Below are 11,797 nucleotides of genomic sequence, written 5' to 3'. Positions count from 1 at the left end.
TTACTGATTACTTTTCACTGACCCAATAAACCCCTGATGGATCAACTGCCAGGAATTTACTGTGTAATTCATTCAGTGTCTTCTGTGGATCTAAATCTGCAAATTGCTTAGGATAGAACCATTTAGCAAATACCTGAGTCGCTACCACATTATAGGGAGAGTTGTAGTAGTTATGCCAAATCGCATAATCTCTGCCCTCTTTAACCGCAGTCAACGAGCTAATACCTTTACGTTCAGTCATTTGTTTCAAACTGGCTTTTGCTAGTTCAGGCGTAGATTGCGCTCCCAGTTTTACACCAGGTTCATTACTGTCTGGTGCTTTCGCCCCACTAGCAATGTAAATATAAGGGTCAACTGCAATAATTTTTTCGAGGTTCATATTACCAAGTGCGCCTGGCAGAACACCTTTAGCAATGTTTTTACCACCGGCTAAATCGATAAAGTTACCCATATTGCCATCACCGGCAGTCGCACAGCAGTCTTCAAAAGCACCCGCTCTCAAATCGATAAATACGGTTGGTTTTTTCCCTTCCGGGATTTTATTGGTGATATCAGTCACCAGTTTTACATTTTTCTCGTAAAAATCGGCATATTCTGCCGCTTGTTTTTCACGATTTAATACCTTACCTAACATACGAATGCTCGGCAGCGTGTTCTTTAACGGCTCAGTACGAAAATCGACAAATACAACCGGAACACCAGCCTTTTCAAGTTGGGCGACCAATTCGCTGTCTTTACCAGGGCCATGACCAGACAAGCCAAAAATGGCGATATCCGGGTTGAGAGTTAATACTTTTTCAGAACTGACACTCTCAGCACTGGTGTTACCAATCAAAGGAACCTTATCAATCTCAGGGAATTTAGCTTTATAGACGGCGTAAGACTGTGGGTCCAGTTTGCGGAAATCACCTTGCCAACCCGCAATACGGGCCAGTGGTTTATCACCTTCAAGTAAAGCGATAGCGTGGAACAAACGGCCTTCGCCCAACAAAATACGATTTACATTCTCAGGAACTTCAACAGTACGACCAACGATATCGGTGACCGTTTCAGCCCATGATGCGAAGCTTGCCATAACTGCCGAACCCGCTAACAGGCCGACACTGATACTCTTTGCTATGGATCGAGACATAAATTTCATTTTGTTAGCCCTTTCATATTAATAATTATGGCACTAACAATAGGACAAATGAGAATACTTATCAATATGATCTACACAAATTTTGGTAAATTACGTGATTAATTGTATGAATTAACACTATGAAAAATAAAAAATACCTATTTGATCACAAAACGGAGGTATCCTTTTAATTTCTTATCAAAAATGGCTTATCTACTCAAATAAATAAAACATTAAGATAATAATAAATTAATCGTGAATCGAATTAAAAAAACCATAAAACCAAGCCAGTAGGAATTTTTTCAACGATTTCTACCGGCCTGTTAATCACAATATTAACGTATTTACATTCACTGATCCGCGATATCAGGAAATTTCATCTCGCTATATTTGATAAAGTGAGTTTTCCTAGCTAATTTGTAACCAAACCAAATCAACAGGAAGAGTGGAATACCAATATAAGTTGCAGTTACACCATACCAGTCAATTTTATCTTGTAGAAATGCCTGATAATTCTGTCCTAATGTGATGGTTAGACACAAAACAAACGCAAAGATTGGGCCAACCGGGAAAAATCCTGAAAGATAAGGTAATTTACTTAAATCCAACCCCTGAGCGACATAACCACGGCGGAAACGATAATGGCTAATAGCAATCCCCAACCATGCAATAAAACCAGTCATCCCAGAAGTATTCAACAACCACAGATAGACGTTCTGGTTACCGTACATTGAACTGAGGAAACACAGCGCAGCAACCACCGTTGTTGCATACAAGGCATTACGCGGTACACCACCTTTGGATAATTTGCCAAAAATCCTCGGTGCTTTACCCTCTTTTGCCAATGTGAACAACATACGAGTCGATGCATACATACCTGAATTACCCGCAGACAACACAGCCGTCAAAATAACCGCATTCATCATAGCTGCGGCGGATAACAAACCCGCATTTTCAAATACCAACGTAAACGGACTAACACTGATATCACCGACCTCATTACGCAGTAGGCTTGGATCAGTATAAGGAATAATCAGACTGATAATCAGGATCGCAAAAATATAGAATAGCAGAATACGCCAGAATACCTTACGTACGGCACTGGGAACATTTTTTGCCGGATCTTTTGACTCACCCGCCGCAATGCCAATTAGCTCAGTTCCCTGGAAAGAAAACCCAACTATCATTGCCACGCCAATCATGGCAGAGAAACCACCGGCAAAAGGTGCATCACCAACAGTCCAGTTATGCCATCCAGCACCTTCTGCCCCTTTCATGATGCCGGCTATCATCAGTAATCCGACCACAATAAAAACAATAACCGTGCTGACTTTAATTAAAGAGAACCAGTATTCAGCTTCACCAAATCCTTTCACTGAAATAAAATTCAGTAGGAAAATCAGCGCGAGGAATAGCGCACTCCAGATCCAACCCGGCATATCCGGCAGCCAATAACCCATAACCAATTGGGCAGCAACTAAATCCACCGCGATAGTCACCGCCCAGTTGTACCAGTAGTTCCAACCCAGAGCAAAACCAAACCCTTCTTCAACATATTTGGAACCGTAAGTTGAGAAAGAACCGGAAACCGGCATATAAGCGGCCAGTTCACCCAAACTGGTCATCAGGAAATAAACCATCAAGCCAATTAATGCATAGGAAAGTAATGCTCCGCCAGGCCCTGCCTGTGAAACTGTCGCACCTGAAGCCACGAATAACCCAGTGCCGATTGATCCGCCAACCGCAATCATCGCCAGATGCCGAGCTTTCAATTCACGTCGCAAATGTTGCGTTGCTGGTTTCCGGGAAACACTTTTTTGTTGTTGAGACATTCTGTTCCTATTAGCTGCGAATAAATCTGATGGCGGATTGTAACAAATCCTCACTATCAAAATAGCGAGGAAGCGCTGTTATAAGATACCTTCATAATTTAGAGAAAATTATAAGTAACACAGCTAATTTTGGATTTTAAACAGAACGTCAAATTTACCGGCAGTAACTGAGCAATTTTTGCAGTGCGATAGACATATGCTTTTGCCGATGATGAATCAGGTACAATGTTCTGAAAAGTCTTAATTCTGGCACTTTTAACTCCAGTAAAGTACGATTTTGCAATTGCTCTGCAACGACTCGTCTGGACAAGCAACTGATGCCCATACCAAATTTGACCGCATGTTTTATCGCTTCAGAATTTCCCAATTCCATCAGAATCTTGAACCCAGGTAAATGGACAAACAACAGATGATCCAGCACTTCTCTTGTACCCGATCCCCTCTCCCTTAATATCCATGATGCCTTAACTAAATCATCCAATTTTAGATCCTGTTTAGCTAGCGGATTTTCAGGAGAAGAAAAAACAACCAACTCATCCTCCATCCATAGCTGAGTTATCAACTCAGGACTATGACAGGAACCTTCTATCAAACCAAGATCAACACGGAATTCCAGCACAGAATTGATGACATCCTGCGTATTACTGATATTTAACTCTAGTGGCGTATCAGGAAAATCCTGACGATAATTTGCCAGCATTTCCGGCAACATATAATTACCAATGGTACTACTGGCAGCGATACGTAACGCTCCTAACTCCTGTTTGAATAACTGCTGAATTTCCCCTGCTTGCTCTAGCAATGCCAACGCCTTGGGATAGAGTAGACGGCCATGTTCATTCGTCACCAACCGCTTTCCTACTCGATCAAAAAGCTGTACGCCAAGTTGGCTCTCCAGATCCGTTAATGAAGCACTCACTGCGGACTGAGATAGTGCCAATTGCTGAGAGGCTTGCGTCGTTGAACCGCTTTTCAATACCTCAGTAAAAACTTCCAACTGCCTCAATGTGATGTGCATATTGCCCCGCAAAATATGGTGTCAGTCAAAGTTAGCTTGTTTTAATTTTATACGGCAATAGACAACTTAACAAAAATCCACTTTCTTACCAATTTTTTAGATTATATATAAAAATATTATCAATTTTAATGATAAGACGGTCTGCTATATGCTTATGTTTAAAACATATAAGAAAAGTGAGAAATATCTATGTCTGACATTGGTGCCAAAAAATTCAGCAAACAATCATCTATTCCCGGTATGAAATTAATACTTGGATTAATATTAGCGGCAATACTTACTGCAATTTCAATATATGCCGGAAATATTCCTTGGTTTATTAATATGGGACTGGGCACATTAACACTGGCGATCCTTGCAGGGATCATTGTCGGTAATACTGTCTATCCTTTACTCAAACCTTATTGTGATGAGGGTATTCATTTCTCAAAACATTATCTTCTGCGGGCAGGTATTATTCTTTATGGCTTCCGTTTGACATTTCAACAAATTGCCGATGTTGGCATTACCGGCCTTCTGATTGATGCTGCTATGTTGTCTTCCACTTTCTTTATTGCAATTTGGCTAGGCAAATCACTCTTTGGATTAGATCAGCAAACGGTCATATTGATTGGTGCCGGCAGCAGTATCTGCGGTGCAGCCGCTATTATGGCAACAGCGCCGGTAGTGAATGCCCCTGCCAGTAAAGTTGCTGTTGCGGTATCGACAATTGTCATCTTTGGCACCATCGCTATTTTCATTTATCCGTGGTTTTATCAACTCAATGAGCACTATCAGTGGTTACCACTTACTCAGGAAACTTTCGGCATCTTTACTGGTTCCACCCTTCACGAAGTTGCTCAAGTTGTTGCTGTTGGGCATGCTATTAGCGATCAAACGGAAAACGTAGCCGTTATCAGTAAAATGATCAGGGTTATGATGTTGGCGCCATTCCTGTTGTTATTATCCCGTTACATTAGCTGTGCCTACACTAAAAATGGCAGAAACCATCAGCAAAAAACACCAATGACTATCCCCTGGTTTGCGGTGATTTTTATTGCAATGGCGGGTTTTAATTCTTTCAATTTACTACCTGCCGCAATAGTTAATTCTCTGATTAATATTGATACTATTATGCTTACTATGGCAATGGGGGCGCTGGGTTTAACTACTCATGTGAGTGCCATCCGTCAGGCCGGATTTAAACCCATTTTATTAGCTCTCATTTTGTTTGTATGGCTGATGGCGGGTGGTCTTTTGATAAATCTTGGCATTCAACATCTGTTTGGCTGATCAGAATCCACTCGGAGAAATTTTATTTCAGCAACATATATACCCGATGGAACGGATATAACCTTCCGTTCTTAAGGTGCATTGAATGATTAAACAATGCCATAATGACGTAAAGTAAGTAAGGAGAAAAATATGAAATTTGTTGGAGCACATGTCAGCGCTGCCGGCGGAGTTGATCAAGCGGTTATCCGGGCGCACGAACTAAAAGCTAGCGCCTTTGCCCTATTTACAAAAAATCAGCGCCAGTGGCATGCTCCACATTTAGCCGCTGACGTTATCGATAAATTTAAAGAAAACTGTGAACGTTATGGATATGGTAGCCGACAAATTCTCCCTCACGACAGCTATCTGATTAATCTTGGTCACCCAGAAATTGAAGCACTGGAAAAATCCCGACTGGCTTTTATTGATGAGATGCAACGTTGCGAACAATTAGGGATCGATTTATTGAACTTCCATCCTGGCAGCCATCTTAATAAAGTGGATGTGGATAAATGCCTGGCGCGTATTGCGGAATCTATCAATATTGCTCTCAATAAAACCCAGGGAGTCACTGCTGTTATCGAAAATACGGCAGGTCAAGGCACTAATCTGGGTTTTAAATTTGAACATCTGGCAGCAATTATTGATGGAGTTGAAGATAAAAACCGAGTGGGTGTCTGTATTGATACCTGCCACGCCTTTGCTGCTGGCTACGATTTACGTACAGACGATGTTTGTGAACAAACTTTTCAACAGTTTGAAAAAATTGTTGGCTTTCAATATTTATGCGGAATGCATTTAAACGATGCCAAAAGTGCATTCGCCAGCCGTGTTGACCGACATCATAGCCTGGGAGAAGGAAATATTGGTAAAACACCTTTCAGTTATATTATGAAAGATGCTCGTTTTGATGGTATTCCACTCATCCTTGAAACAATAAACCCAGATATTTGGCCGCAAGAAATTGCCTGGCTGAAATTACAACAAAATTAATGATTCTTTAATTAACGCATTATCTAACGGGTATCAGTTCAACTTTAGCCATCATGGCCGCTAACTCAGGACGATTGCTGATACCCACATTAGGCTGGCTAACGGCAAGTGCAGATACAGCGGTCGCCAATCGCAACGTATGTTCACTGGATTCCCGCATCAGCAAACCATAAACCAAGCCCCCAACCATTGAATCACCAGCCCCAACAGTGCTGACGACTTTACAATGTGGTGGTTTCGCCAACCATGCTCCAGACGCATTAACCCATAATGCCCCCTGCTCACCCAAGGATATGACAACATGAGCAATTCCCTGATCCCTAAGTTGATGTGCCGCTATGATGATATCGGATAACTCAGGTAACAGACGCCCCGCCCATACTTCAAGCTCATGGCGATTCGGCTTCACTAGCCAAGGGGATGCTTTTAACCCTGCAACCAATGCTTCTCGGCTGCTGTCAAAAATAATGCAGGGACAAAGCTGACGTAAACAGGCCATCCAGTTGGTAAACGATTCAGCAGAGACACCCGCCGGTAAGCTACCACTAACAACAACCATATCAAACTGTCCAAGCCATGAAAGCGAATCATTAACAAATCCCGACCATTCAGCTTCACCGACATAAAAACCAGTGAAGTTAAAATCTGTCACTTCACCGCTTTCTTCTGTCAATTTGACATTAATCCGTGTTCTGCCTGGTACTAAATGAAAACGATTTACCATACCATTTTCATTGAAGAATTGTTGAAATCCTTCCTGATTTTCCTTACCCAAAAAACCACTCACCGTGACATCAATACCTAAGTCACGCAAAACTTTAGCAACATTATTGCCTTTCCCAGCAGCGTGTAGTCCTGCGGCTTGTACTCGATTGATCGTCCCCTTCACGATTTCCGGGCACAATCCTACCAAATCATAAGCAGGGTTTAGGGTGATAGTGGCAACTCTACGGCTCATTTTGCCCGATGTCTCCTAAGTAGATAATCATCATTATTATGAATTTTCAGTTCTATTTATATCACTAAAATTGAATCGTTTCAGTTAAATTCCATACTTTATTGATTGTTGTCTTAAATTGATTTCCGAATAAGAATAGCATTGAATTTTTCTCAAAAAGAATTGCTAATTTATTGAAATTTAGATGAAAGGAATAAACCAAATGTCTGTCATTGTGGGTGTTGGCGTGGTTATTGTGAACGAATATGGTCAGGTATTACTCGGAAAACGTAGCAGTAAACATGCTCCATACTGGTCAATCTTTGGTGGTCATGTTGATGCCGGAGAAACTTTTGAACAATGTGCAATCCGTGAAATCGAAGAAGAAACGGGTCTGACGATTCAATCACCAAAGGTCTACGGTATTTGTAATAACCTTCAAACTTACCAACAGGAAGGAAAACATACTATTTCAGTCTGTTTACTGGCAAAACATCCAGGTGGAGAACCAAAATTGATGGAACCAGAAAAATGTGAACAGTTTATGTGGTGCGATCCCGATAATCTTCCTGAACCTCATTTTGAAGCCAGCCGGAATGCAATAAAAATGTGGCAAGAAACTAAATTTTATCTTACCGAATGAACTAACTTATGTTAGTTCAATTTCAAATAATCCTTTTTGACATCTATTTACACTCTATAGACAAAAATGTATCTTTAAGCTAGTACAAAGAAACAATATACCAGCAGGAGTTAATATGTCCACTGAGACACCCCAGAGTTTAAAGCGCCCACCCATACTGGGTGGTGCAATGATCATTGCCGGAACTGCTGTTGGTGCAGGAATGTTCTCTACTCCTGTGGCAACTTCCGGTGTCTGGTTTACTGGCTCAATTATTCTGCTGGTTTACACATGGGTGTGTATGTATTTTTCCGGCTTGATGATACTAGAAACCAACCTGAACTACCCATCAGGTGCAAGCTTCCATACCATGACTAAAGATTTACTCGGTAAAGAATGGAATGCAATCAATGGTATTTCTATTGCATTCGTACTTTATATATTAACCTACGCCTACATTTCAGCGGGTGGCTCAATTATTGCCCACAATTTTAAAAATATTATTTCGATATCACAGGCAAATGCTGGCTTTATTTTCGCTTTTATCGTTGCATTTATTGTCTGGTTATCGACTCAAGCTGTCGATCGTTTGAGCACAATTTTGATCGGCGGTATGGTTATTACTTTTTTTATGTCCGTTGGCGGTATGTTTACCGAAGTTAAATATGTCATTTTGTTTAATCAGACGGATACTACATCAAACGACACGGCAACAAGTTATATATCTTACGCTTTAACCGCTCTGCCCTATTTACTCGTTTCATTCGGATATCACGGTAACATCCCAAGTTTAGTAAAATATTATCATAAAGATAGAAAAGCCGTTATTCGCAGCCTGTTATTAGGTACATTAATCGCATTAACTATTTATATCCTATGGCAATATGTCATTCAGGGAAATATTCCCCGCGAAGCATTCAAACAGATTATTGCTGATGGCGGGAATATCGGTGATTTATTAAAACACATGGATAATACAACAAACAGCAAAACCGTTCACCAGCTTCTAAATGCCTTCTCTTATATGGCATTAGCAAGTTCATTTCTTGGTGTCTCTTTAGGGCTATTTGATTACATAGCCGATTTCTTCGGTTTTAAAGATAACAACACCGGCCGGTTAACATCTGCATTAGTGACATTTATTCCGCCAACAGCGCTAGCTTTACTGTTCCCCAATGGTTTTCTATATGCCATTGGCTTTGCTGGATTCGCTGCAACCATCTGGGCTGTCATTATTCCAGCACTGATGGCTAGGGCAAGTCGCCAGCGCTTCCCTGAAGCCAGTTACCGAGCACCAGGAGGGAAATTCCTCATTGGGTTCGTCATTCTGTTTGGTTTGATAAATGCTATAGCCCATATTTTGTCCTCTCTTGATTTATTACCTGTGTATCATTGACATATAAAACATTCTTACTACAACCCCAATGTAAAAAAACAGTGGGGTTTTTTAATCCCCACTTGCCTAATGTCTTGACTGCGAGTAATTTTGTTGCCGATTATTCTCTTATGGTTTTATGGAAGGTTACATATGGCTAAAGCCAACGAAATTAAACGCGGTAGCGCCGTCAGTTATAATGGTAAGTTACTGCTGGTTAAAGATATTGATATTCAATCACCAAGCGCCCGGGGAGCTAGCACATTATATAAAATGCGCTTTACTGATATCCGAACCGGTCAGAAAGTGGAAGAACGCTTCAAAGGCGATGATATCCTTGATACTATCAGCCTAACTCGTCGTAGCGTTAATTTTTCCTACATTGATGGTGATGAATATGTTTTCATGGATGATGAAGATTTCACACCTTATCACTTTAAAAAAGAACAAATCGAAGAAGAGTTGTTATTTATTCCTGAAGGTGGCCTGCCGGGTATGCAAGTTCTGACAATAGAGGGACAAGTCATTGCCCTTGAACTACCACAAACAGTCGATATGGTTATTGAAGAAACGGCCCCTGGAATTAAAGGCGCTTCAGCCAGTGCACGAACAAAACCAGCCAAAATGAGCACCGGACTTACCGTGCAAGTACCTGAATATATCAGTAGCGGGGAAAAAATCCGTATTCATATTGCAGAACGCCGCTATATGGGGCGTTGCGATTAACAACATTAGCTAATTCTGAGTTGCCCAGTATATACCTTATGGATTTCAAGATGCAACTTGAAAGATGACGGGTATAAAACAGGGTAACTCACTTTTCACCTATTCCATTCATTAAATCAGCTACTTTCCATTAGCATTTGGGCATAATTTAAATTCCTAAATAAAATAAAATATAAATCTGTCACTCATTCATTTTAGCAATGACAGATAAAATCCCGACTCTTCTTCGATTAAACATTGAATAAATAACATGTAAAATTTTTCTTAACATCAATTATAGAAAATTGTAACAACGCCAATTTTCTCTTTTCCTTTTATCCATTTAATCTCTGTTACACCGATTTGGTGTGGTAAATAAAAATAAATATCATTTTGCAAATCGAGCTTTCGTCGTTGGGTAATCTTATGTCCTTTTCGCCAACATGTGGTGTCAGCCCAGTTATCACGCCAATCAAAACGACACGGTGATTCAACGATCGCACCAGAAAAGCGAATAACCCCTGTATTTGATGTTGTTTCTGTCTCACTATTGACAAGACCAGAAATCATCAGAAAAAAACAACCCATTATAACCCGAAACATAGACATAAAGCTCCCACCATAAAACAGCATCATTCGCTGCAATTTCCAAAAATGAAATCAATCTAGAAATCGGAAAAATTTATGATTCTATGTATTGGTAACGGCTATTTTCATTGTTTATTTATAATTTTTAGCGATTAAAACTGATTAAGATATTTATATCTTACAATATTAGAATTATCAGAAGTAATTCTCAATAAATTAAGAATTTACAACCTTAAACACCCCAATATCACTCAATAAAATCCACAGAATTGAACAGGAATAGTTACCAAAGTAAATAAAAAAATGCAGAAAAAGCACAACAAAGTAGATAAAAAAACAACAAATTAACTTATGATTAAGAACTGTGACATTATTACTCAATATTTGTTATATTAACCTACATAATTGTAAGTTTAGTTACCACTTATCTTATTTTTAACAAATAGGTCTCCCATGACACGCAGTCATCCATTTGCCATATTCATACTGAACCTGTTAGGGATCACTTTATTTCTCTCTTGGTATTTACCAGAGCATCATGGTTTTTGGTTCAAGATCGACTCTGCAATCTTCTACTTCTTTAATGAGAAATTAACATCAGGCTCAACATTCACAGAATTTGTAGCATTTGTGAATATCAGGGCCTTCGATGTCATTTCACTTTTATGTATGGGGTTGCTGTATTACAACGCTTTTCGTAAACAGAATTACGATGGCAAACGCAGATTATTTATGATTGGTTTGGTCATGATAATAAGCGCAGTTATACTTAACCAAATCGGTCATCTACTCCCTGTTGTCCGTCCAAGCCCAACATTAACCTTTGATCATATCAATCGTATTAGCGAAATGACCAATCTGGTAACAAAAGATGCATCAAGCGATAGCTTTCCAGGTGATCACGGATTAATGCTCCTAATTTTCAGCTGCTTTATCCTTCGATATATCTCAGGTAAAGCATTCTGTATTGCATTACTCATTATGGTAATATTTGCGTTACCTCGCATCATGGCAGGAGCTCATTGGTTTACTGATATTGCAGTCGGTTCTTTATCTCTGGTGCTAATCGGAACAAGTTGGCTACTATTAACACCATTAAGTAACATAATGATTAACTGGCTGGATAAGAATCTACCGCAAATTGGTCGCCCAATTTAAACTCTTTTTACTGAATCATATTGGGAAGGTATTTAACCTTCCCAATAGTTCATAAAACCCACATAAATTAGCAACACTCCTGATCTCTCCTACTTAGAAATTTAATTTTTTGTAAATTATGTCATTAAATACTCGCCTTTTCCTGATTGTTTCTGTACTCTCGATCTGAATAACATTTATTGTAAATATCGTTAT

11 protein-coding genes are annotated in these 11,797 nt (G+C 39.8%); 6 read left to right on the top strand and 5 right to left on the bottom strand.

The annotated features are described in order from the left end of the window. Nucleotides 1-7: 7 nt before the first annotated feature. From SLS51_RS11740 to yieE, 3 genes are all read right to left on the bottom strand, one after another. Nucleotides 8-1,141, bottom strand: coding sequence for an ABC transporter substrate-binding protein (locus SLS51_RS11740; RefSeq protein WP_323838501.1), 1,134 nt, complete (start codon nt 1,139-1,141; stop codon nt 8-10). A 329-nt stretch (nt 1,142-1,470) separates the two neighbouring features. Further along, nucleotides 1,471-2,952, bottom strand: coding sequence for an amino acid permease (locus SLS51_RS11735; protein WP_323838500.1), 1,482 nt, complete (start codon nt 2,950-2,952; stop codon nt 1,471-1,473). A gap of 154 nt (nt 2,953-3,106) precedes the next feature. Beyond that, on the bottom strand, nt 3,107-3,970 hold the full coding sequence (yieE, locus tag SLS51_RS11730; protein WP_323838498.1) for a DNA-binding transcriptional regulator YeiE: 864 nt from the start codon (nt 3,968-3,970) through the stop codon (nt 3,107-3,109). Between the two features lie 189 nt (nt 3,971-4,159). Here yieE and SLS51_RS11725 point away from each other — a divergent pair, with 189 nt between their 5' ends. Further along, entirely contained in the window at nt 4,160-5,242 is a 1,083-nt protein-coding gene (locus tag SLS51_RS11725; protein ID WP_323838496.1) for a YeiH family protein, read from the top strand. 132 nt (nt 5,243-5,374) lie between these two features. Further along, the gene (gene nfo, locus SLS51_RS11720; RefSeq protein ID WP_323838494.1) at nt 5,375-6,217 is read left to right on the top strand and encodes a deoxyribonuclease IV; all 843 of its coding nucleotides are present in this window, start codon (nt 5,375-5,377) and stop codon (nt 6,215-6,217) included. A gap of 19 nt (nt 6,218-6,236) precedes the next feature. Here the strand turns inward: nfo and fruK are convergent, their stop codons facing one another. Beyond that, complete coding sequence (gene fruK / locus SLS51_RS11715; RefSeq protein WP_323838492.1) at nt 6,237-7,175, bottom strand: 1-phosphofructokinase; 939 nt, start codon at nt 7,173-7,175, stop codon at nt 6,237-6,239. A gap of 202 nt (nt 7,176-7,377) precedes the next feature. On the opposite strand from fruK, the gene SLS51_RS11710 reads away from it, so the two are divergent. The 3 genes from SLS51_RS11710 to yeiP all read left to right on the top strand — a co-directional run bounded on the left by SLS51_RS11710 (nt 7,378) and on the right by yeiP (nt 9,877). Next, on the top strand, nt 7,378-7,797 hold the full coding sequence (locus SLS51_RS11710) for a nucleotide triphosphate diphosphatase NUDT15 (protein WP_323838490.1): 420 nt from the start codon (nt 7,378-7,380) through the stop codon (nt 7,795-7,797). 115 nt (nt 7,798-7,912) lie between these two features. Further along, nucleotides 7,913-9,172 (top strand): tryptophan permease, encoded by a 1,260-nt coding sequence (mtr, locus tag SLS51_RS11705; protein ID WP_323838488.1) that lies wholly within the window; start codon nt 7,913-7,915, stop codon nt 9,170-9,172. 132 nt (nt 9,173-9,304) lie between these two features. Further along, on the top strand, nt 9,305-9,877 hold the full coding sequence (gene yeiP, locus SLS51_RS11700; protein WP_323838486.1) for an elongation factor P-like protein YeiP: 573 nt from the start codon (nt 9,305-9,307) through the stop codon (nt 9,875-9,877). 270 nt (nt 9,878-10,147) lie between these two features. Here the strand turns inward: yeiP and SLS51_RS11695 are convergent, their stop codons facing one another. Beyond that, complete coding sequence (locus SLS51_RS11695) at nt 10,148-10,492, bottom strand: YmdA family protein (protein WP_323838484.1); 345 nt, start codon at nt 10,490-10,492, stop codon at nt 10,148-10,150. A gap of 405 nt (nt 10,493-10,897) precedes the next feature. Between SLS51_RS11695 and SLS51_RS11690 the strand changes: the two genes are divergently transcribed. After that, complete coding sequence (locus SLS51_RS11690) at nt 10,898-11,602, top strand: phosphatase PAP2 family protein (protein WP_323838482.1); 705 nt, start codon at nt 10,898-10,900, stop codon at nt 11,600-11,602. Nucleotides 11,603-11,797: the final 195 nt, after the last annotated feature.

It is taken from the genome of Photorhabdus africana (assembly GCF_035181445.1).
GTDB classification, from domain to species: Bacteria; Pseudomonadota; Gammaproteobacteria; order Enterobacterales; family Enterobacteriaceae; genus Photorhabdus; species Photorhabdus laumondii.
Note: the sequence above shows the minus strand (reverse complement) of the source record. Positions and strands in the feature narration are given on the sequence as shown.

Coding starts and splice junctions, on each gene's coding strand:
- yieE (WP_323838498.1), bottom strand. CDS start 3,970: ATGCACATCACATTGAGGCAGTTGGAAGTTTTTACTGAGGTATTGAAA.
- SLS51_RS11735 (WP_323838500.1), bottom strand. CDS start 2,952: ATGTCTCAACAACAAAAAAGTGTTTCCCGGAAACCAGCAACGCAACAT.
- SLS51_RS11710 (WP_323838490.1), top strand. CDS start 7,378: ATGTCTGTCATTGTGGGTGTTGGCGTGGTTATTGTGAACGAATATGGT.
- SLS51_RS11740 (WP_323838501.1), bottom strand. CDS start 1,141: ATGAAATTTATGTCTCGATCCATAGCAAAGAGTATCAGTGTCGGCCTG.
- SLS51_RS11725 (WP_323838496.1), top strand. CDS start 4,160: ATGTCTGACATTGGTGCCAAAAAATTCAGCAAACAATCATCTATTCCC.
- SLS51_RS11690 (WP_323838482.1), top strand. CDS start 10,898: ATGACACGCAGTCATCCATTTGCCATATTCATACTGAACCTGTTAGGG.
- yeiP (WP_323838486.1), top strand. CDS start 9,305: ATGGCTAAAGCCAACGAAATTAAACGCGGTAGCGCCGTCAGTTATAAT.
- SLS51_RS11695 (WP_323838484.1), bottom strand. CDS start 10,492: ATGATGCTGTTTTATGGTGGGAGCTTTATGTCTATGTTTCGGGTTATA.
- fruK (WP_323838492.1), bottom strand. CDS start 7,175: ATGAGCCGTAGAGTTGCCACTATCACCCTAAACCCTGCTTATGATTTG.
- nfo (WP_323838494.1), top strand. CDS start 5,375: ATGAAATTTGTTGGAGCACATGTCAGCGCTGCCGGCGGAGTTGATCAA.
- mtr (WP_323838488.1), top strand. CDS start 7,913: ATGTCCACTGAGACACCCCAGAGTTTAAAGCGCCCACCCATACTGGGT.